Below are 20,597 nucleotides of genomic sequence, written 5' to 3'. Positions count from 1 at the left end.
GCGTTCGCTGGGCGTCGAGGGCTCTGGCGATGTGGCGCGGTTGGCTACTTCTTGCCACCCAGCAGGCCGCCGAGGATCTCGCCGATCGCGTTGTTCTGGCCGCCACCACCACCGAGCACGCTGCCGAGGATGCTGCCCAGCGGATTGTTACCGCCGCCCGAGCCACCCGCGGCTCCACCCAGGATGCTGCCGAGGATGTCACCGAGGCCGCCGCCGGAAGCCTGCGGCTGCGGCGCGGACTGCGCGGGTGCGTTCTGCTGTGAGAACTGCTTGCCGATGTAGGCGAGCACGATCGGGGCCAGGATCGGCAGCAGCTTCTTGATGAGATCGCCGCCGCCCGCGCCCGTCCCCGCCAACGCCGACGCGACCTGGTTGCTGTCGTTGCCGCCGAAGATCTTGGCGACGATCTGATCGCCTTCTTTCGCGTCGACCTGGTCGACGCTCACACCGCCGTCGAGCAGACCGCTGGCGCCCTTTGCGGTGACGGTCGACTCGAGATCGCTTGAGTCGATGTTGTCCGCCTTGACGTTCTCCGCCACGCCGCCGACCAACGCTGGCACCAGAGTCTTGATCGCGGCGTTCACCTCGCCTTCATCTGCGCCGAGCTTGTTGGCAATATCCGCCACTGGGATCTGCGCGAAGAGTTCGTCGAGACCGGCCATTTCTTAACCCACCTTCGTTGCTGGCGTACTTGAAGTCCTCGCCGTCGACCCTAGTCCAAACTGATCTTGTCCTCAGGTGTTCTGTGCGGCGAGATCGATACCGCGTCAGCCGAGCGCGGTGGTTTCCAGCGTCACGTCCGCTGCCGGAAGCCGCGTCAGCAGTACGTCACCCATCGCAGCGGCCGGCGTCAGCACGCCACGCAGATCCGAGAGTTTGTCGCGGTCGAGCGCCAGCGCCAGGCCGCACTCCCCCAGCAACACCGCCGTGGCCTTGTAACCGGGGTCGCCACGCTGGGCCATCGTCGCGACATAACGCGCACCCGACGTGGTCGTGGTGTACGTCTCGACCCGATAGTGGCCGTTCTCGCGGGTCTTCTCGCTTGGTCCGGTTCCCGGCTTGGGCAGCACACGTTCGATGAGGCCGGCGGGCAATCGGTTGAAATACCGCCCACCCAAGCCCAGGGTGGCGGCGTTGGAACCGGTCACCACTGCCGCGGCGATCGGCGCGACGACCGAGCGGCCAACGCTCATCTGCTCGCCGTACTCGAACTTCCGCCCGTACGCATAGTCCAGTAAAGCGTTGCTGCGCCGAACAATTCGGGTGTTCGGCGCGGCCATCGCGAACGCCCCCGTCCAGTAGCCGGCCAGCTCAGGTGCGATCTCGGCGCCGCGGCGCCACCGCACGTCGGGCTGCGCGCCGAGCTGCGGCTCGGCGCCGCGATCGGGGCTCAAGGTGTAGGGATCGTTCATCAGCTCGCGGGCCTCGGGATCGCTCGACGCGGTGCGCAGCACCTCAAGCATCGAGGCGGCCGTGCCACCCGAGACCCCGCCGGCGAACGACCGCACCACCAGGTTGGTGTCGCACAGTTGCCCGGCGTTGTCGGCAGCGGCGCGGCGGTACAGCGCATACACCGTCAAATCCGATGGGACGGAATCGAATCCGCACGAGTGCACGATCCGCGCGCCGGTGTCCACGGCCTGCTTGTGGTGCAGGTCGATGCTGTTGCGGATGAACATCGTCTCGCCGGTGAGATCGGCATAGTCCGTACCGGCCGCCGCGCACGCCGCGACGAGCGGCATCCCGTAACGGGTGTAGGGACCGACGGTCGTCACCACGACCTGCGTGCGCGCGGCCATGGCGTCCAGCGTCGCGGGATCGTTGGCGTCGGCGATCACCAACGGCCAGGACTGCGCGGCGTCGCCGAGGGTCGCGCGCACCGCCTCCAGCTTGCGCTCCGAGCGTCCGGCCAGCGCGATCCGTGCGGCACCGCCCGCTCTGGCCAGATACTCGGCCGTCAGCTTGCCGGCGAAACCCGTCGCCCCGTACAGAACCAGGTCGAACTCACGCTGCGTCACATTCCCGACGCTACCCGAGCAGTTCGGGTAGCTGAACCGGTTCGCCGCGCAGATGCTCGCCGAGGAACGCGAGCACCACCTGGTACCAGATCTTGGCGTGCTGCGGAGCCAGCACCCAATGGTTCTCGGTCGGGTAATAGAGGAAACGGTGCGGGCTCTCACCGTTCTGGTCGGCGGGCAGCGCAGAATCCGTCAGCAACTCGTACCAGAGCCGCAACGCCTCGCCGATCGGCACCCGATAATCCTTGTCGCCATGGATCACGAGCATCGGGGTCCGGATCTGGCCGACCGCCAGATGGGGTGAATTGCGCTGCGCCATCTCGGCCGTCATCTCGCGGGCCCACCAGTAGGCGCCGTCGGTGGTCGGGCCGAACTGATCGAGCGCCCACAGGCTGGCGTGGGTGACGATCGCGTCGAACCGGTCGGTGTGACCGGCAATCCAGTTGGCCATGTAGCCGCCGAATGAGCCGCCCATCGCCGCCGTCCGCGACGCGTCGATCCGGGGGTGTGCGCAGGCCGCATCCGTCGCCGCCATGAGATCTGTGTACGGTTCGGCGCCCCATGCGCCCCACCCGCGGGCGATGAAATCCTGCCCGTAGCCGGTGGACAACCCGGGATCGGGCATGAGCACGCCGTAGCCCTGTGCGGTGAGCAACCACGGATTCCACCGCCAGTGCCAGCTGTTCCAGCTGCCCAACGGGCCGCCGTGCACCCAAAGCACCAGTGGCACATTCTCTTCCCCGGTCGGCAGCGTCAGCCAGGACCGGACCTGTACGCCGTCGGCAGCTGTCGCCGTCACCTCGGTCAGCGTGCCGGGCAACTGCGGGGCGTCGACGCACGGCAGCTCGGTCACGGTGCCGTCGGGGTCGATTCGCACCGGGTGTGGCGGCGCGGCATACGAACTGCGCAACGCGTAGATCACGCCGCCGGGCGCGCTGCGCACGTCGGTGTAGGTGTAGTCGTCGTCGGTGCGCCGGGTCACCTCACCGGTGACCGGATCGACCGCGAAGACGGGTCCGCGGCCACCGTCGTCGGCGGTCACGATGAGCGTCGACGAGTCCGCCGACCACGTAACCGAGCTGGGCCACCGGTCCCAATCGGCGGTCAGTTGCACCGGCTCGGCACCGAAGCGCAGGTAGCACAACGTGATTCGCGGCGGAGTCGTCGGGGTGGAATGCGTCTCCCTGGTGAACGCGACAGCGCTACCGTCCGGCGCGAGCACCGGATGGTCCAGGTCGGCACCGGGCTCGTCGGCGATCGTGGTCCGGGCCCCGGTGGCACGGTCGATGCGAACGAGGGTCGAGCGGATCGCCGCGCCCGGCGCGGGTTCGTGCCACGAACTCACCACGAACGAGCCGTCGGCGCTGACGTCGAATGTCGTCTCCTGCAGGGCCGCACGCGGTCCGGGAGTCAGATTGCGCGGCCCGTCGGCATCGAGGAGGTGAGGCTGCTCGGGGCCGAGATCGTGGTCCCAATGCCGGACCGGGTAGCCGGTGTGCAGGATCGCCGACACCTTGTTGTCCCTGCGCTGTTCGCGCAGGTTCTTGTCGTCGTCGACGGTGTCGGCCAACAGCGGTGCACTGACGACGGTCACGTCGGCCGCGCGAGCACTGACGGCTCCGGCGACACCGCCGGGCAGCGCGAGCATTTCATATGCCTCGCCACCGGCCGCGGGCAGTCGCCACAGGGCGGCGGGCCTGTTGGCGGCGCGCTCGGAGTCCGGTGTCGGACGCACCGCGAGGAACAGCAGGTCACCGTCCGCAGCGAACACCGGCGACGATTCGCCCTTGACGCCACGGGTCAACCGTCGGGCCGGCTGTTGACCGGCCGGGTCCAACTCCCATATCGCGGTGACGAATTCGGTTCGCTTGTCGTTCAGTGTGCTGACCGTCGTGACCACCCGCGAGCCGTCGGGCGATACCGCCAGGCCGGACACCCGTGGCAGCGCGAGGTACTCGTCGAGATCGTGAAACGGCGTCATGTCGTCCCACCGTAGTGGCGCGGCCCGCACCGGATCCGGTGCGGGCCGCTGATGTCGACGGTTCAGACCACGTCGGTGATCTGTCCGGCGCTGTCCGCCCGGACCTGCTTGCTGCTGCGCTCGCCCTCGACGTTGATGAACATGAGCACGTTCGCGTCGAAGGGAATGTTGCGTTTGATGCTCAGGGTCTGCACCTTGCCGTCCGGGATCCGGCTCGCCGCCACTGCCCCGTTGATCGCATTGGCGATCGCCGTGGTCGGCACGTCGGTGATGGCGAACAGGTTCTGCTGCAACGCTTCGGTGTCGTCGTCGTAGTCGATGGGACGTGACGGGCCGACCGCACCGGAGGTGTAGCTCCACTGATTGAGCTCGGTCGGCGCGTTCGGGTCGATGGCCTCGACCGTCAGCACACCGGGCGCGATGTTGATCTCGACCACCTGCATGGGGTTGGCGCCGACCTTCTCCGAGATCGCGGCGTAGGCCGCGTCGATACCTTCGGCGGTGAACAGATTGCCCGAGACGGCTTCGGTGATCTTCTCCGTACCCGACGCGACGACCTGCTCGGCGGCGTTGGAGGCTGCGTCCCTGATCTCGGTGACCTTCGAGCAGCCGCTGAGGGCGGACGCCGCGATGACGGCGGCGCCGATGGCGACGCCGAAACGGGTGGGGTTCATCTGATCCTCTCTGAGTTTGGCCCGACCGCGTCCGGTGCGGACGCATGTCGAGCGTGCTGCCGCGGGCCCACTACCGATCACAACTCCGACAGCGAACTTCGACGGCGAGCGCACGCGCCCATTCGGGGCTCATATTGTTAGCACAGGGACTTCACAGCGAATTAACGCGCATTGATCAGGTAGACATATCGCGGCGGCTACCGTACTTCGGGAGTACACCGTCAGTACTCAGCGAATCCTGCGAAGAAACATCGCCACCAATCCGTGATCATTCGGAGGTCCCCCTGTGCCACCCGAAGTCGAAGACGCAGTCACATCCATGGCCGCCGTCAACAACGAGTTCTTCTATTGGATGTCCATCGCGCTCATGATGCTCATCCACGCAGGCTTTCTCGCCTACGAGATGGGCGCGTCACGCTCCAAGAACGTCCTCGCGACCGCGATGAAGAACCTCCTCGCCTTTGCCTGCATCGTGGCGTCGTTCTTCTTCGTCGGCTGGTTCCTCTACAACGCGATGCCCGCGGGCTATCCCAGGATCGATGAGCTCGCTGCCGCGGCACTGCCATGGAGCGACAACATGGGTCCGAACGTCGAGGATCCAGTCAGCGGGATTTTCTGGGGCGCCTTCGCGCTGTTCGCGGCGACGACCGGTTCCATCATGTCCGGCGCTGTGCTGGAACGGATTCGGACCAGCGCCTTCCTGATCCTCACCGTGTTCGTCGGATCGGTGGTGTGGATCATCGGCGCGGCGTGGGGCTGGCACGGCGCCGGATGGATGCTGACGAAACTCGGATTCCACGACGTCGGTGCGGCCGGATGCGTCCACATGATCGCGGGGTTCGCGACGTTGGGAATCTTGATAAATCTCGGCCCGCGCCTCGGCCGCTTCCTGCCCGACGGCACCGCGGTCACCATCCGCCCGCACAACCTGCCCCTGACCATGCTCGGTCTCATGCTGATCTTCGCCGGGTTCTTCGGGTTCCTGATGGGCTGCGTCATCTACGGACCAGACGGGTACGCGACGATCTACGGCAGCCCGACCACGTTGTCGGCGTTCGCATTCAACACCCTCATGGGGTTGGCCGGCGGGATCATCGGCGCCTATCTCACGTCGAGAGGTGAACCGTTCTGGACGATCTCGGGCGGCCTGGCCGGTGTCATCGCCGTCGCCTCAGGCATGGACCTCTACCATCCGGCGCTCGCGTTCATCATCGCTTTGGCGGGCGGGGCGCTGAGCCCCTACCTGGGCAAGCTGCTGGAGAGATTCCGGATCGACGATGTCGTCGGAGCTGTCACCGTGCACGCTGGAATGGGCACCTATTCGCTGCTCATGGCAGGCATTTTCCTGTCCGGTTACCCGAACACCGACGGGAACCCGCCGATCTCGCTGTGGGGTCAGCTGATCGGCATCGCGGTGTTCGCGGCGCTCGGCTTCATACCCACTTATCTGGTGGCCCTGGGACTCAAGAAGATGAAGTTGTTGCGTATCCCGCCCGAGGTCGAGGAGCAGGGTCTCGACCTCAGCGAGGTGCCCGCAACCCCGTATCCCGAAGGCATTCCGATGACGGTCATGCCGGTCAACGGCGCGAAGGCGCTCGTCGGCGCAGTGGAGGTGAAGTAAGTGTTCAGTCCGATCGACAGTTACGACGGTGCCGGTGTGGTGTTCACCTTCGGTGGTTTCTCCGTCGGCGTATGGGTTGTGTTCATCTTGGCGGTGGCGTTGTTCATCGGCTTTTTCGTTCGGATGATCCAGCACGAGAACGATGCATACCGGGCCATCGCCGAGCACAAGCCGGTCGAGCCCGGACCAGCTGCCGAAGGCGAGCCACCGGCGTACTGATCAGCGTGCGAACACGCCCCCGGTCACTTGGCCGGGGGCGTGTTCTGTTGCGCTGCTTGATGTGCGGCGAGCCAGGCCACCACACGGTCGCGATAGCCGATGATGCCCTTGTAGTCGGCCATATCATCGGGAAGGTCCGACAGCACCGCGGCCAGCCGGTCCCGCCAGGGCGCCACGGTGACGAGGTCGGCCAGCGGCAACATGTAGGTGCGTATCAGGAAACAGATCGCGCCGGACTCGGGCAATCGGATCAAATGCTGCAGCTCGACACGCAGATGCACGAGCCGGCCGAAGGTTTCGTCGTCGACCGTGCCGATCATCGGCCGGTCCGGACCCCACTCGTGGTACAGCTCGGTGGACACGTCGAGGCGCCGTCCGATGGTGAGCGTCCAGTTGGTGCGGCGGTAGGTTTCGTTGGGCTGCAGACGCATGAGAAACTCGCGGGCTCGGGTGATGACCCCGGTTTGACGCAGCCTAGGCACCGGTCCGTGAATCTCGAGGAACGTCATGCCGACGTCGAAACCGAACGACCAGTCGGCGGCGAACGTCACCACGCCAGCGTCACCGAACAGATCGTCGTCACGCTGGTCCAGCAGCACGATGTCGTCCTGTACTTGGCCGGCGATGTAAGCCAACGGCTCTGCGGGAAGGGATGACTCGTCCCCGACGACGAAATCCTGGGCGATTCCGAGCCGGTTGTTGCGCCAGTGCCAAACCGATCCATTCGTGGTCAGCGACATGATGTCCGGGTAGGAGGTGGCCATCTCGCGCATCAGCACCAACATGGCGTCCCAGCAGGCGGCTCGCATATGCGGCAGTACCGCATAACGTGTCGGATCCGCGGCCAATATCCGTGCCCGTTCCGCCAGTTCGTGCTCGTACTCGCTGTCGATGTCGACGACCCGGTCACCCCAACGCCCGACAGGTGTGACCACGGCGCCGCCGGCCGGCTCGACATTGGTGCTGTAGCGGTACCTATCGCTGGGGAACGGAAACGGAAAGGTCGCCAGCAGATCGGGAGCCGATACAAGTACGGGTGTCACGGTCACAGGGCCAACTCCAATCGGTTGCCTGCGGCACGGGATACACAACTCATCAGGGCATCTCCCCGTTGTTTCTCGGTGTCGGTGAGGAACAGGTCACGGTGCAGGATGCTGCCGCCGGAAACGAGAATTCGACATTCGCCGCATACCCCTTGCCTGCACAGATTCGGAATGGCGTGGCCACGGCGTTGGAGTGCCTCCAGTAGTGAGACACCCGATGGCACCGTGAACGTCTCTCCGGTGCCGGCAAGGTCCACCTCGAACGGCTCGCCCGCGTCGAGCGCTTCGACCCCGAACCGTTCCAGGTGAATTCGACTGTCGGGCCAGCCTGATGCCCTCGCCTCTGCGCTCACATCGTCCATGAAACGTGTTGGGCCACAGACATACAGGTGCGTTCCCATCGGTTGGCCGGCCAACACGGCGACGAGTTCGCCGTGGAACTTCGCCCGGTCGGTGAAGATCTGGGCATCACCGCAGAGCCGGTCGATCTCGTCGAGGTAAGCGCCTCGGCCTTTTCGGTGGATGTAGAGCAGTTGCACTTGCCGACCCCATCGTTGTGCAGCACGCAGGTGCGACACCATCGGGGTGATTCCGATGCCCGCGGCGATCAGCACGTGACGGCGCGCTCTCAGCACCGGAGCAAAGGCACTGCGAGGGGGCCGGACCGTCACCCGGTCGCCGACGGACAACGCCTCATGGATCCAGCGTGAACCACCGGATCCGTCCGGGCACAACAGGACTGACACGACATAGCACGCAGGCGACATTCCGTCACCCGTCAGGGAATAGGCATTGGTCACGCCCCCGCAGTCGATCACGATGTGGCTGCCCGGCGGATAAGACGGCAAGGTGCCGCCGTCGGCCCGCGCCAGACGTACAGTCCGCACCTGGGGCACGCTGTCATCGATGTCGACGACGGTCACCTCGAGGTCGCTCACGACGCCACCGCCTCCGACTGCTGTTCGGCGTCGGCCATGAAGCCGAGATGCGCGCCCTGGCGGCGTGAAACGTGGTAGTAGACAAGGAGCATACGAGCGCATCCGGCACAGCGCAGCGTTGACTCGAGGTCGACTGCCGCAGTGGTGACGGTTCGGCAGTGCACACACTGCACGTCTCGGGTCGCGACTTCGGTGCTGGCGATTGTCATCTCATCGTCGGCGACGCCGCTTTCGAGCGCACAGGCGCGAAGCCGCAGGCATGCGTTGGCCGGGCCCGCGATCATCAATCGCCAGCCGACGACCGCTGAGGCGAGATCGCCGGCCAGCGCCGTGCGGGCCTCTTCGTCGGTCGTGACCCGGTGCACGGTCGGCTCGACCGGTAGTTGCGTGGTCCACACCGACACGACGTCGTCGGCCGACCCGAAAGCGATGATCGTCCAAGACCGGCCGGAGCGATCGGCGTCGGGCAATGTGATGGCGGTGGCCCATGGCGGCACGCTGGTGAGCTTCAAAGCAGGTTTCATGCAGCCTTCCCGAGCAATGGACACCTATGGTTAACGCGTTTCGCTGACAGGAAACCACCGCTTCGTTTCAGCGCTGTGAAGCGAACGTCTCAAGCGGTTGACGCACCGATACATTCGACCGATGGTCGAATCGATCCTCGTCATCGGTGCCGGCATCACCGGAATGGCCACGGCTGTCGCGTTTCAGCAACGCGGGTATGACGTGTGCGTGGCGGAGGCCCGTACCGACACCACGCCCGGTGCGGGAATCAGCATCTGGCCGAACGCATTGGCAGCGCTCGACGAAATGGGCCTGGGCGACGCGGTGCGCAACGCGGGCGGGCGGGTCACTGCGGGTGCACTTCGGTGGCACGACGGCACGTGGCTGCGGCGGCCGGCTGCCGAACGTTTCACCCGCGCCCTCGGCGAGCCGCTCGTCGTGATCAGACGAGCGGCATTGACCGACATTCTCACCGGGGCGCTGGTTGCCGGAACAGTTCGTTACGAGCTGACGGCTCGCGAGGTCGCTGTCACGTCCTCCGGTGTGCGCGTGACGTTCACCGACGGCTCGGTTCGCGAGGCGACCGGTCTGGTCGGCGCCGACGGCGTCGACTCGGTGGTGGCCCGCCACCTGAACGGTCCACTGCGCAAGCGCTACGCCGGGTACACCGCCTGGCGGGGTGTGGCCGACTATCCCCTTGATCCCGAACTGTCCGGCGAGACGCTGGCGCCCGGCCTCGAAGTAGGACACGTTCCGATGGGCGGTGATCACACCTACTGGTTCGCCACCGAACGTGCGCGACGCGGCCAGACCGCACCCGAGGGCGAGCTTGCCTACCTTCGCCGGATCTTCGGCTCGTGGGCAGAGCCGATTCCGACGCTGCTGGCCGCCGCGGATCCGGCCGAGGTACTTCGCAACGACCTCTACGACCGGGCGCCGGCCCGCTGTTGGGCCAGCGGGCCCGTGGTGATCGCCGGGGACGCCGCGCACCCGATGCGCCCACACCTGGGCCAGGGCGGATGTCAGGGTTTGGAGGACGCCGCGACCTTGGGCACGCTGGTGACGACAACGCCCGATCTGACCACGGCGTTCGCACGGTTCACCGAAGTACGACGGCGCCGCGTCATGGCGATCGTGCGGGAGTCACGGCTGATCGGCCGGATCGTGAACCTGCGACCCGCCGTGTTCAGCGCCGCCGCGAGCCGCGCCACGGTGCTGGTCCCCGAGTATGTACTGACTCGACACCTCGCCTCGATTGCGGCGAGTTCAGCCTTCAAGCCGGCGCGGTGAGACTCAGCGGCCGAACGCCCCGAGAGGATCGAGCAGCGACGCGCAGAGCCGGCGCAGGTCGAGGATGCCGAGAACCGCACCCGGCCGGACGGCCTGGCACCCGGAACCGGCGGCCGGCGCGCCCCACACCGCCGGTGCGCCGCCCGCCGCACCGCACCTCGGCCAGGCGCCGAGCCCTTGCGTGCGCAGAACGTTCTCGGCCACCCGGATCTGCTCTTCGCGCGGCGCGGTCGAAGGTGAACCGATGCCGCCGTGCGCGGCCCAGGTGGATTGTTTGAACTGGAGCCCGCCGTAGTGGCCGTTACCCGTGTTCGTGGACCAGTTGCCGCCGGACTCACACGCGGCGATCGCGTCCCAGTTCACGGAGTCGGCGCCTGCGGTCGCCGTCGACAGGGCCATCGGCCCCATCGCGAGCGCCCCGGACAGCGCTGTGATCCACACACTCCTCGTCATCGCTCTACGGATGTTCTTCATCGCGGCCCTTCCCCGACCTTCGACACCAGGACCGCGGAACAAACGTCGGTCACAAACCTGCAACCGTGCGGTCACTAATGAGTTCGTGTGACCAACCTCACGCGTTACACAGGAGGCGGAAGTTCTTCCGGAGACTGGAGTAACCCGAGAGCTTCATGAGGAAACAGAAGCGGTGCCGGGCAATGCCCGGCACCGCTTCTGAACAGAGCTGTTGTGGTGCTGCTCTAGCCGCGCTGCCCGCACACCGGCCAAGCGCCGATGCCCTGGGTGTTCAGCACCTTCTCGGCCACGCGGATCTGCTCGGCACGCGAGGCCTGATGCGGCATGCCCGAGCCACCGTGCGAACGCCAGGTGCCGAGATTGAACTGCAGGCCGCCGTAGTAGCCGTTACCAGTATTGATCGACCAGTTGCCGCCCGACTCGCACGCCGCGACCGCATCCCAGTTAACGCTGTCCGCATTGGCGGTGCCGGCACCCAGCGCCACCGGAGCCACAGCGAGCGCCCCGGCGATGATGCCAAGCCCAAACGTCTTGCGGATGTTCTTCACTTCGTTCCTTTCGCCAAGCGCGCGCCATCGACACCCGCTCACGCGGGCGTGGCTACCTGAAGCAGGCAGGAGGGGTTGGTCCGTGCCGTCTCGGTCAGGCACGGAAGGGGGAGCATGAAACGCCCAGCCGGGTGTCGATCCCGGCGCCGCGCAGCGCATTCGCCGCTGCAGCCCACTCACACGCAGGTTCTTGGGTTTGAAATTGTTTTGCTCCGTTCGGAGTCGTTAGGGACCGTACAAAGGTCTCGAACAGAAGTCATGTCGATGTAGAAGCGATCGCGGAAAGATCACGGTCAGATAACGAGACGATGAGAGAAACGTTTATGCAGGTCAGCTCGCGAATTCAGCCCGATCGCTCCTTAAACCCCTCGGCGCCGAAAAGTGAGGCAGCTCACGCGATTTTTGTGACCCCGGACACTTGAATTGGGCCAGTCGATGGGCAATCCCCGGCCCGTATAGACCAAACACGCAGGTAGACGCCATCGGCGGGTGTCACGATGCCCTGAAATCGTTCGCTATACGACCACTCAGCTCGACCGGGCGGTCGGTCCACCAAAGGCGTTGCCGTAGACAACATTTCGAGTTTCGTCAGGAATGTACCAACCGGCACCGCGGGAGCGCCCCCTCCGTCGCGACCACCCGCCACGCACCGAAAACAACTGCACTGCAGCGACATTCAGCACACTCACATCGGGTCCAGACCCGCCCCCGACGGGTCACCAAGGCCCCCGGTAGGGCGTCGCGACAGTCAAAGCTACAGGTCAGAACTGTTTTGACGGACTAACGAAAAGTGTTTCAGCCTACTGCGCCAACTGTTTCGACATTGTGCCCAACGTTGTCACGCGCCAATCCTCAACGTACTCAACAGGTCTCGCCAATTCGGGCCGTCATGAGACGCCGCCCATTACGCACGGCCGGTCAAACTCCGCTCACCTATTGATGACGAAAAAATGGACAAACAATCTCGAAACGATAAATACAGCAGATTCAGGGGTCGAATTCGAAATTTGCTGGCGTCACTCGCACCGAATTGCGGTGACTCAGGGAAGGTCGGCTTCGCTGTTGACGTTGGTCAGCGCGCGCTGTGGCGCCATGACGATCCGCTGGGTGTCCACGGACTCGGCGAGCGCGCGCATGCTGCGCTGCCCAGCATCCACGAGGGCCGAGATCCGGTCGGTCAGGCGCGTGCGGTAGATCCCCGCGAGATAGTGGTCGCGGCCGTCCCAGGGCAGCACGATATCGGCAGGCAGCCGCATCGCAGGCCCGACAAGCTCGTCGATCAGATCGGCGGACAGCAACGGCATGTCGACCGCGCACACGAAAGCCATGTCGCGCCCCGCCTCGGCGGCAGCGCGCAGGCCACGGCCGGTCGCCACCAGCGGACCGACGCCACGGACCTCGTCGCGCAACACCTGCGCGGTCAGTTGTGGAAGCGGCTGGCCGGGTGCGGCGATCACGAACACCGGCGAACATCGGACGCTGACCGCGGCGACGACGCGCTCGACCAGCGTCGAGCCGTCGAACGGCAATGTCGCCTTGTCGCGTCCCATCCGGCGCGAGGCCCCGCCCGCCAGCACGACGCCGGCAAGCGGGATGGAAGTCAGGTCAGCGCGATCAGTCGACAGTCCAGGTGTCTTTGCCACGCAGCAAGGATTGCAGAGCGGCGGTGTCATGGGGCTTCGATTCGATGGCCGTGTTGACCTGCTCGCGCGCGGCATCGTCGTACGTCGGCCGATTGACCTGGCGGAAGATGCCCATGACCATGTGGTCGAGGTTCTGCTCGCTCAGGCGCGACAGCGCGAATGCGTACGCCGGATCGTCGACCTCGGCGTTGTGCACGACGATCTCGCTCGCCGCGACGTCAGCGGTCTTGGCGACCTCCAGGCCGTACCCGGACTTGACGACGCAGTACTCGCCGTCGGCACCGAAGGTGATCGGCTCCCCGTGCGTGACGTTGATGAGCCGCTCTTCGGCGCCTTCCTTACGCAGCGCGTCGAAGGAGCCGTCGTTGAAGATCGGGCAGTCCTGCATGATCTCGACCAGCGCCGCGCCGCGATGGGCCGCGGCACCCCGCAGCACCTCGGACAGGCCCTTGCGATCGGAATCCAGCGCCCGGCCGACGAAGGTGGCTTCGGCACCCAGCGCCAACGACACCGGGTTGAACGGGTAGTCCAGCGAGCCCATCGGCGTGGACTTCGTGATCTTGCCGACCTCCGAGGTCGGCGAGTACTGCCCCTTGGTCAACCCGTAGATCCGGTTGTTGAACAGCAGGATCGTGATGTTGATGTTGCGGCGGAGCGCGTGGATCAAGTGGTTACCACCGATCGACAACGCGTCACCGTCACCGGTCACGACCCACACTGACAGGTCCGGCCGGGCCAGCGCCAAGCCGGTGGCGATCGTCGGGGCACGCCCGTGGATCGAGTGGAAACCGTAAGTCTCCAGGTAGTACGGGAAGCGACTCGAGCAGCCGATGCCACTGATGAACGCGATGTTCTCGCGCCGCAACCCGAGCTCGGGCAGGAAGTTACGGATGGTGTTGAGGATGACGTAGTCACCGCAACCGGGGCACCAGCGGACCTCCTGGTCGCTCGTGAAGTCCTTGCCCTTCTGCGGCTGGTCGGTCTTGGGCACCAGGCTGGTCTTGTTCAGGCCAGACTCCGTGAGTCCCAGGTCCGCCCCAATAAGGTCAGTCATGCGTTCGCTCCCACAGTCTCAGTCTCGATGGTGGCGGCGGCCAACCGCGCGAACTTCGCCTTGTCGCTTTCCTTCTCGGCCAGCGTCCCATCCATCGCGGCATCGATGATGCCCTCGACCTCGTCGGCCAGGAAGGCCATGCCCTCGACCTTGGTCACCGACTGGACGTCGACCAGGTACTTGCCGCGCAACAGCAGCGCAAGCTGTCCCAGGTTCATCTCCGGCACCACGACGTTCGGGTAGCGACGCAGAACCTCATCCAGGTTGGCCGGGAACGGGTTCAGGTACCGCAGGTGAGCTTGTGCCACCTTGATGCCCTTGCGCCGGGCGCGCCGGCAGGCCTCACCGATCGGGCCGTAACTACTGCCCCAGCCGAGCATGAGCAATTCGGCGTCGCCGCTCGGATCGTCGACCTCGAGATCGGGCACGGAGATTCCGGCGACCTTCTCCTGGCGCAACCGCACCATCAGGTCGTGGTTCTTTGGCTCGTACGAGATGTTGCCCGAACCGTTGGCCGCCTCGAGACCGCCGATGCGGTGTTCGAGGCCGGGCGTACCCGGGACGGCGAACTGCCGCGCCAGCGTCTCGGGATCACGCGCATACGGCTGGAACGGCTCGCCTTCCTTGGCGAACGTGTGCTCGATGGGCGGATAGCTGCTCACGTCGGGGATCCGCCACGGCTCCGAGCCGTTGGCGACCGCACCGTCGGACAAGATGATGACCGGGGTGTGGTAGTTCACCGCGATACGCGCGGCCTCCACGGCGATGTCGAAGCAATCCGACGGGGACCGCGGCGCGAGCACCGCGACGGGCGACTCGCCGTTGCGCCCGAACAGCGCCTGCAGCAGGTCGGCCTGCTCGGTCTTGGTGGGCAGGCCCGTGGACGGGCCGCCGCGCTGCACGTCGATGACGATCAGCGGAAGCTCGGTCATCACGGCGAGACCGATGGCCTCCGACTTGAGCGAGACACCGGGGCCCGAGGTGCTCGTGACACCCAGCGCACCGCCGTACGACGCGCCGATGGCGGCGCCGATTCCGGCGATCTCGTCCTCGGCCTGGAACGTGAGGACGTTGAAGTTCTTGTGCTTGGACAGCTCGTGCAGGATGTCGCTGGCCGGCGTGATCGGGTAAGTGCCCAGCACCACCTGGATATTCGCGAGATGGCCGGCGGTCACGATGCCGTACGCGAGCGCCGTGTTGCCGGAGATCTGCCGGTACTCGCCCGACTTCAGCTTCGCCGGCGACACCTCGTAGGTGGTCGCGAACGCCTCGGTGGTCTCGCCGTAGTTCCATCCCGCGCGCAATGCCAGCACGTTGGCCTCGGCGACATCGGGCTTGCGGGAGAACTTCTCGCGGATGAAGGTCTCGCTGTGCTCGAGCTCGCGTCCGTACATCCAGGACAGCAGGCCGAGCGCGAACATGTTCTTGGCGCGCTGGCCGTCCTTCTTGGTGGCGCCGATCGCCTCGACCGCGCCGAGAGTCAGCGTGGTCATCGCGACCGACTGCACTACATAGTCGGACAACTCGTCGGTCTCCAGCGGGTTGGCGTCGTAGCCGACCTTGGCGAGGTTGCGCTTGGTGAACTCGTCGGAGTTGGCGATGATCAGGCCGCCGCGCGGCAGATCCGACACGTTGGCCTTCAGCGCGGCCGGGTTCATCGCGACCAGGACGTCGGGCCGGTCGCCCGCGGTCAGGATGTCGTAGTCGGCGATCTGGATCTGGAACGACGAGACGCCCGGGAGCGTGCCCTGAGGGGCGCGGATCTCGGCCGGGTAGTTCGGTTGCGTGGCAAGGTCATTGCCGAACAGCGCGGCCTCTGACGTGAACCGGTCGCCGGTCAGCTGCATACCGTCGCCGGAGTCGCCGGCGAAGCGGATGACAACCTTTTCAAGTTTCTGCCGCGGCGCGGCGCCAGTGCCGTTGCCGTTCTCACCCACGGCTCCCGCCTTTCACGCGTTCTTCGGCCACGTTTCACCGCTCTGTACAACGGCGCTTCCATACGATGCGCCGCCGGCTCAACGTCCACCAAATTTTGATGTCACTACCAGTACCGATTATTGCACTGTTCTTAGGCTCCACTTCACCGCGGTGGGGCTTGACACGCGGGCGAGTCGTCACCGAAGGCGCTGTTCACTGACGTGAAGGCGGCCGGTTTGAGACACAAGTGTGGTTTTCGTCACGTTTAGGAGAATGTCATTCTCTAAGGAAAAGGCTACCCGCCAGTAGCCCGCGGCTAGCACCGTCGGATCAAACTTGACACCTGTCGAGTTTTGGCCGTGCCACCTGCGATTACACGCGATCGGCCGAGCAGACGTGTATGCGCTTGTCCAACTCGTGGGCTACCAGTGCGCTGGCCGATTCCGCGGCGCGGCGCGGATCGGCCCCGGCGGCCCGGTGCGCGACGTAGCAAGCGGTGAACATGTCGCCCGCGCCCGTCGTCTGCACGCCGAGCACCCGCCAGGCGGCGGGGACCCGCAGGACCGTGCCGTCCACGTAGATGTCGCAGCCCTCGGATCCGTACGTCACCAGGATTTCGGGCACGCCGAGGCGCTGCGCGGTCGATGCGTCGAAGGGGCCGTCGGCCACGATGACGGCCTCGTCCTCGGCGAGCTTGAGGATGTCCAGATGGGCGAGGAGTTCAGCAGGAAAATGCCGGTCCTCGACGAGCGGCCCAAGCCGGTCGGCCCGCACCAGGCCCTGCCCGTCGTATGCGACGCGGTGCCCGCGGGCGGCCAGCGCGGCGAGGGTGTCGGCCGGGAAATCCGTTCGCAGCAACGGCGCGAGGTGCACCCACGTCGTGACGGGATCGGCGGCGTCGATGTCGTCGGGGGTCCACACCGGACCGATCGCCTCGACCCCCATATGGCGATGGTCGGTGTCGTCGTAATCGAGGCTGAACGAACTCGTCACGCCGGACGGCAGGATCTGGACCAGCGACCCGAACCGCTCGAGCAGCGGATCGAACAGCGCATGGTCGTCCTCGGCACCCATCGCCACGATCCGCCCCGCGCCACCGGCGGCTTGCAGCGCGACACCCGCGAACGACGCGCAACCACCGGGGCTCGGCTCGGCCCCGTTGATGATGTCGATCGCCAGGTTGCCGAGCACGGTCACGCCCGGGACTAGCTCTCGCGGCATGGATGAGTCCCCCGGTCGTATTCGGTCACAGTCTGGCGGCGGTCCACACATACCCATGTGGCCGTGGGGCGAAATGGTAGCTGGAGAAGCTGCGAGCGCGTCGAGGTAGTCACGCGGGCAGGTTGTAGGGGGTGATCACCTGGATGGGCGCCGGACGGACGGTTTCGGCTGGTAGTGCACCGTGTTGCTGCAGGATCAAGCGCATCGCGAGCCGTGCGTCGGCGCGCAGGTCGTTGTGCAGCACCACCGAGATCCGGCCGTCGCGCAGCAGTCTGCGGTTGTCGGCGTCGAGGTCGTGGGCGACGAAGACCTTGCAGGTCCGACCGAGCTTGTCGAACGCCGAAACGGTGGCCAGGTTGCCACCGCCGGGCGAATAGACGGCCTCCACCCACGGATGGCGCTGCAGGGCGTCGAGGACGAGCCCTTCGTTGGTTGCGTCGATACCGTCGCTGTCGGTCACCTCGACGACGGGGCGCCCGGAAGCCCGCAGGCCCGACCGAAACCCCACCTCGCGTTCCCCCTCGCCCCGGAAGACCGTGCGGCTCACGGTGATCAGGACCCCCGACGGCGCAGGCCCGAGCCACTGCTCGATCAGGTAGGCCGCCGTCACCCCGGCACCGTGGTTGTCGATGCCGACGTACGCACACCGCGAACTCGTGGGGATGTCCGTCGCGTACGTCACCACCGGCACGCCCGACGCGACAAGATGGTCGACGGCCTCGGCCACCTCGGGCTCGTCGGCGGCCTTGAGCACCACGCCGTGGCTGCTGCGGATGCGCGTCAAGGTGTCGACCATCTGTGCGGTGGACCCGGATTCCCACAGGTGGAACCGTGCCCGCAACATGGCCGGTGCAAACGCCGGCAGCTCGGCTTCGACAGCCGCGCGGAACGCGTCAGAGAACCGCTGCGGCGTCTGCATCACCACGTCGATCAGGTAACGACGGCCGTTGAGCCGCAACTGCGCCCGCTGCTTGTCCAGATCCGCGATCGCCTGGCGTACCTCGTCGCGGGTGTTCTCCCGCACCCCGGGCCGGTTGTTGAGCACCCGATCGACGGTCGCCTCGCTCAAGCCGCACTGCTGGGCGATTTCCCGAACCTTGTATCGGTGCGCCATATGCGTGCCCCCTCTCCTCCGGCGTGCAGTCCACCGCGTGCGGAGATGATGATGGTTTTTTGATGGCTTTTTGCGGTTGATTGTGGCACACCACACAGCAAGACTTTCAGCCATGACTTCACTGGGCACAGCGCACCGCGCCTGGATCGAGGACTCCGACTGCAGCCTCGACGACTTTCGCGAGTCCGTCTCACGCCGAACCGATCCCGCGGACTATCCGCATGCCGTCGCGGTCCGGGCCAATGTGCCGGTGTACGCAGCGCAAAGCCTCGACGATGCAGACCGTCGCGTCCTGCAGGCCGAGCTCATCGCCGCTCTCGCCGGCGGGCCCGGCGTCGTGGTGTTCGAAGGCGCCTTCGAGAGCGACGTGATCGACCGGGCCGGCGCGGCCTTCACCGCCGTGATCGAGGCGCAACATGCCAAAGGCGGTGCGGCCGGTGACCACTTCGGCAAGGCGGGCGCCAATGACCGCATCTGGAACGCGGCACAGAAGCTGGCCATGCACGACCCGAGGGTGTACGCCGAGTACTACGCCAACGACGTGCTGGCGCTGGTCTCACAAGCCTGGCTGGGCCCGCGCTATCAGGTGACCTCTCAGGTCAACGTCGTCAATCCCGGTGGCGCGGCGCAGGTTCCGCATCGCGATTACCACCTCGGTTTCGTGACACCGGATCAGCTCGCGGACTATCCGGCGCACATGCACCGGCTGTCGCCCGCACTGACACTGCAGGGCGCCGTCGCCCACTGCGACATGCCGCTGGAGAGCGGCCCGACCATGCTGCTGCCGTACTCACAGACGTTCACCGGCGGCTACATCGCGTTCTACCGGCCCGAGTTCATCGAGTTCTTCGCCGCGCACCAGGTGCAGATTCCGTTGCGCAAGGGCGACGCGGTGTTCTTCAATCCGGCCCTCTACCACGGGGCGGGCGCCAACACATCGACCGATATCCGGCGGATGGCCAATCTGCTGCAGATCTCCTCGCCGTTCGGCAGGGCGATGGAATCACTGGATCGCACGGCGATGCTCCGTGCCGTCTATCCCGAACTGTTGGCGTTGAAGGCGGCCGGGCGTTCGGAGCGAGATCTGGCGAATGTCGTCAATGCCACCGCCGAGGGCTATGCGTTCCCGACCAATCTCGACAGCGATCAACCCATCGGCAGTCTCGCACCGCCCAGCCAGGTCGACACCGTGCTGGCCGCGCTCGCCGACGGGATCGCGCCCGCCGACCTCGACACCATCCTGGACCAGCAGAACGAACGGAGAATCCCATGACCACGCTCGGTGTGATCGGACTCGGGCGCATCGGCGCCTTCCACGTCGACACGCTCAGTGGCCTCGACGGCATCGACGGCCTCGTGGTCGCCGACGAGCGCGCTGACGTGGTGGCCGCGGTCGCGGCCAAACACGGTGCGAAACCGGCGGATTCGGTCGAGGACCTGCTGGACTCCGGCATCGACGGCGTTGTGGTCGCGGCCGCCACCCCGGCCCACGCCGAGCTGACGCTGGCTGCGGTCGGCCGGGGACTGCCCACGTTCTGCGAGAAGCCCATCGCGTCGACGGCCGCCGAGAGCGCGCATGTCGCCGAGGTGATCACGCGCTCCGGGGTACCTGTCCAGATTGGCTACCAGCGCCGGTTCGACGCCGCGTTCGCCGCGGCCAAGCGCGCGGTGGACTCCGGCTCACTCGGGCACCTGCACACGGTACGGAGCACGACGATGGACCCCGCTCCCCCGCCGATGGACTACATCAAGAACTCGGGCGGGATCTTCCGCGATTGCGCCGTCCACGATTTCGACGTGCTGCGGTGGATCACCGGGCAGAACGCCGTGGAGGTCTATGCCACCGGGACCGTGCAGGGCGACCCACGATTCGCCCAGTACGGCGATGTCGACACCGCGGCGGTGGTCGTGAAATTCGACGGCGGCGCGCTGGGCATCGTCTCGGCAGCGCGCTACAACGCGCGGGGTTACGACTGCCGCCTGGAGGTGCACGGCTTCAACGACACGGTCGTCGCCGGCTGGGACCAAGGCGCACCGATGCAGAACATGGACCCGCGCAACGATTTTCCGGCCGGGCCGTACCACCACTTCTTCATGGACCGGTTCACCGAGGCCTTCCGCGCCGAGCTCGCCGCGTTCGTTTCGGTGGTCAAGGGCGAGGCGATCCCCGGAGCCACCGTGGCCGATGCGGTCGAGGTGGCCTGGCTCGCCGAGGCAGCCACGGAGTCACTGCGCCGGGGTACGCCGGTGCGCATCGAGGAGGTTCGGAACTCGTGATCAAGGTCGGCGGGCAGGAGCGAAGCGACCGGGGAATCAAGATCGGCGGGCAGGAGCGAAG

At 66.2% G+C, this 20,597-nt stretch carries 19 protein-coding genes; 5 read left to right on the top strand and 14 right to left on the bottom strand.

The window, feature by feature from the left end:
* Positions 1-44 precede the first annotated feature (44 nt).
* The 4 genes from AWC31_RS30705 to AWC31_RS30690 form a co-directional block, all read right to left on the bottom strand.
* Complete coding sequence (locus AWC31_RS30705; protein ID WP_067847198.1) at positions 45-662, bottom strand: DUF937 domain-containing protein; 618 nt, start codon at positions 660-662, stop codon at positions 45-47.
* A 105-nt stretch (positions 663-767) separates the two neighbouring features.
* Complete coding sequence (locus tag AWC31_RS30700) at positions 768-2,018, bottom strand: saccharopine dehydrogenase family protein (RefSeq protein ID WP_085148572.1); 1,251 nt, start codon at positions 2,016-2,018, stop codon at positions 768-770.
* A 10-nt stretch (positions 2,019-2,028) separates the two neighbouring features.
* The gene (locus AWC31_RS30695; protein ID WP_085149874.1) at positions 2,029-3,999 is read right to left on the bottom strand and encodes a S9 family peptidase; all 1,971 of its coding nucleotides are present in this window, start codon (positions 3,997-3,999) and stop codon (positions 2,029-2,031) included.
* Positions 4,000-4,061: 62 nt separating this feature from the next.
* Entirely contained in the window at positions 4,062-4,673 is a 612-nt protein-coding gene (locus AWC31_RS30690) for a hypothetical protein (RefSeq protein ID WP_085148569.1), read from the bottom strand.
* Between the two features lie 286 nt (positions 4,674-4,959).
* On the opposite strand from AWC31_RS30690, the gene AWC31_RS30685 reads away from it, so the two are divergent.
* Together AWC31_RS30685 and AWC31_RS30680 are read left to right on the top strand one after the other, a co-directional pair.
* Positions 4,960-6,294, top strand: a complete 1,335-nt coding sequence (locus AWC31_RS30685) for an ammonium transporter (RefSeq protein WP_067847206.1) — start codon at positions 4,960-4,962, stop codon at positions 6,292-6,294.
* Positions 6,295-6,513, top strand: a complete 219-nt coding sequence (locus AWC31_RS30680; RefSeq protein WP_067847209.1) for a hypothetical protein — start codon at positions 6,295-6,297, stop codon at positions 6,511-6,513.
* A 23-nt stretch (positions 6,514-6,536) separates the two neighbouring features.
* Here the strand turns inward: AWC31_RS30680 and AWC31_RS30675 are convergent, their stop codons facing one another.
* From AWC31_RS30675 to AWC31_RS30665, 3 genes are read right to left on the bottom strand one after another with little or no spacing between them, the layout of a single operon-like run.
* Positions 6,537-7,562: a heme-dependent oxidative N-demethylase family protein gene (locus AWC31_RS30675; RefSeq protein WP_085148566.1), complete on the bottom strand. Its 1,026-nt coding sequence runs from the start codon at positions 7,560-7,562 to the stop codon at positions 6,537-6,539.
* Positions 7,559-8,494, bottom strand: a complete 936-nt coding sequence (locus AWC31_RS30670; RefSeq protein WP_085148563.1) for a PDR/VanB family oxidoreductase — start codon at positions 8,492-8,494, stop codon at positions 7,559-7,561. Before AWC31_RS30670 ends, AWC31_RS30675 begins: the two co-directional genes overlap by 4 nt.
* Entirely contained in the window at positions 8,491-9,018 is a 528-nt protein-coding gene (locus tag AWC31_RS30665; RefSeq protein ID WP_085148560.1) for a dimethylamine monooxygenase subunit DmmA family protein, read from the bottom strand. The genes AWC31_RS30670 and AWC31_RS30665 overlap by 4 nt, the downstream gene beginning before the upstream one ends.
* Positions 9,019-9,139: 121 nt before the next feature.
* On the opposite strand from AWC31_RS30665, the gene AWC31_RS30660 reads away from it, so the two are divergent.
* Positions 9,140-10,288: an FAD-dependent monooxygenase gene (locus tag AWC31_RS30660; RefSeq protein WP_085148558.1), complete on the top strand. Its 1,149-nt coding sequence runs from the start codon at positions 9,140-9,142 to the stop codon at positions 10,286-10,288.
* A 3-nt stretch (positions 10,289-10,291) separates the two neighbouring features.
* Here AWC31_RS30660 and AWC31_RS30655 read toward each other — a convergent pair whose 3' ends face one another.
* The 7 genes from AWC31_RS30655 to AWC31_RS30625 form a co-directional block, all read right to left on the bottom strand.
* Positions 10,292-10,741: a transglycosylase family protein gene (locus AWC31_RS30655; protein WP_085149872.1), complete on the bottom strand. Its 450-nt coding sequence runs from the start codon at positions 10,739-10,741 to the stop codon at positions 10,292-10,294.
* A gap of 245 nt (positions 10,742-10,986) precedes the next feature.
* The gene (locus AWC31_RS30650) at positions 10,987-11,310 is read right to left on the bottom strand and encodes a transglycosylase family protein (RefSeq protein WP_067847219.1); all 324 of its coding nucleotides are present in this window, start codon (positions 11,308-11,310) and stop codon (positions 10,987-10,989) included.
* A gap of 1,040 nt (positions 11,311-12,350) precedes the next feature.
* Positions 12,351-12,953, bottom strand: coding sequence for a molybdenum cofactor guanylyltransferase (gene mobA, locus AWC31_RS30645; RefSeq protein WP_374213959.1), 603 nt, complete (start codon positions 12,951-12,953; stop codon positions 12,351-12,353).
* Positions 12,925-14,007 carry a 2-oxoacid:ferredoxin oxidoreductase subunit beta gene (locus tag AWC31_RS30640; protein ID WP_067847224.1) on the bottom strand — a complete coding sequence of 361 codons (1,083 nt, stop codon included), beginning with the start codon at positions 14,005-14,007 and terminating at the stop codon, positions 12,925-12,927. Before AWC31_RS30640 ends, mobA begins: the two co-directional genes overlap by 29 nt.
* Positions 14,004-15,944: a 2-oxoacid:acceptor oxidoreductase subunit alpha gene (locus AWC31_RS30635; RefSeq protein WP_067847227.1), complete on the bottom strand. Its 1,941-nt coding sequence runs from the start codon at positions 15,942-15,944 to the stop codon at positions 14,004-14,006. The genes AWC31_RS30640 and AWC31_RS30635 overlap by 4 nt, the downstream gene beginning before the upstream one ends.
* Positions 15,945-16,296: 352 nt before the next feature.
* Complete coding sequence (locus tag AWC31_RS30630; RefSeq protein ID WP_085148552.1) at positions 16,297-17,121, bottom strand: PfkB family carbohydrate kinase; 825 nt, start codon at positions 17,119-17,121, stop codon at positions 16,297-16,299.
* Positions 17,122-17,254: 133 nt separating this feature from the next.
* Entirely contained in the window at positions 17,255-18,259 is a 1,005-nt protein-coding gene (locus AWC31_RS30625) for a LacI family DNA-binding transcriptional regulator (RefSeq protein ID WP_085148549.1), read from the bottom strand.
* Between the two features lie 112 nt (positions 18,260-18,371).
* Between AWC31_RS30625 and AWC31_RS30620 the strand changes: the two genes are divergently transcribed.
* Together AWC31_RS30620 and AWC31_RS30615 are read left to right on the top strand one after the other, a co-directional pair.
* Positions 18,372-19,532 (top strand): phytanoyl-CoA dioxygenase family protein, encoded by a 1,161-nt coding sequence (locus AWC31_RS30620; RefSeq protein ID WP_085148546.1) that lies wholly within the window; start codon positions 18,372-18,374, stop codon positions 19,530-19,532.
* A complete protein-coding gene (locus AWC31_RS30615) occupies positions 19,529-20,536 on the top strand; it encodes a Gfo/Idh/MocA family protein (protein WP_085148543.1) in 1,008 nt (335 codons plus the stop codon). The genes AWC31_RS30620 and AWC31_RS30615 overlap by 4 nt, the downstream gene beginning before the upstream one ends.
* Positions 20,537-20,597: the final 61 nt, after the last annotated feature.

This window comes from Mycolicibacterium wolinskyi (genome assembly GCF_002101965.1).
In the GTDB taxonomy this organism is placed as follows: Bacteria; Actinomycetota; Actinomycetes; order Mycobacteriales; family Mycobacteriaceae; genus Mycobacterium; species Mycobacterium wolinskyi.
The sequence above is the reverse complement of the archived record's forward strand: the minus strand, read 5'-3'. Positions and strand labels throughout refer to the sequence as shown.

Excerpts from the sequence above, each read along its gene's own strand:
- AWC31_RS30625 (WP_085148549.1), bottom strand. The coding sequence starts at position 18,259 with ATGGCGCACCGATACAAGGTTCGGGAAATCGCCCAGCAGTGCGGCTTG.
- AWC31_RS30690 (WP_085148569.1), bottom strand. The coding sequence starts at position 4,673 with ATGAACCCCACCCGTTTCGGCGTCGCCATCGGCGCCGCCGTCATCGCG.
- AWC31_RS30665 (WP_085148560.1), bottom strand. The coding sequence starts at position 9,018 with ATGAAACCTGCTTTGAAGCTCACCAGCGTGCCGCCATGGGCCACCGCC.
- AWC31_RS30705 (WP_067847198.1), bottom strand. The coding sequence starts at position 662 with ATGGCCGGTCTCGACGAACTCTTCGCGCAGATCCCAGTGGCGGATATT.
- AWC31_RS30655 (WP_085149872.1), bottom strand. The coding sequence starts at position 10,741 with ATGACGAGGAGTGTGTGGATCACAGCGCTGTCCGGGGCGCTCGCGATG.
- AWC31_RS30660 (WP_085148558.1), top strand. The coding sequence starts at position 9,140 with ATGGTCGAATCGATCCTCGTCATCGGTGCCGGCATCACCGGAATGGCC.
- AWC31_RS30640 (WP_067847224.1), bottom strand. The coding sequence starts at position 14,007 with ATGACTGACCTTATTGGGGCGGACCTGGGACTCACGGAGTCTGGCCTG.
- AWC31_RS30695 (WP_085149874.1), bottom strand. The coding sequence starts at position 3,999 with ATGACGCCGTTTCACGATCTCGACGAGTACCTCGCGCTGCCACGGGTG.
- AWC31_RS30620 (WP_085148546.1), top strand. The coding sequence starts at position 18,372 with ATGACTTCACTGGGCACAGCGCACCGCGCCTGGATCGAGGACTCCGAC.
- AWC31_RS30615 (WP_085148543.1), top strand. The coding sequence starts at position 19,529 with ATGACCACGCTCGGTGTGATCGGACTCGGGCGCATCGGCGCCTTCCAC.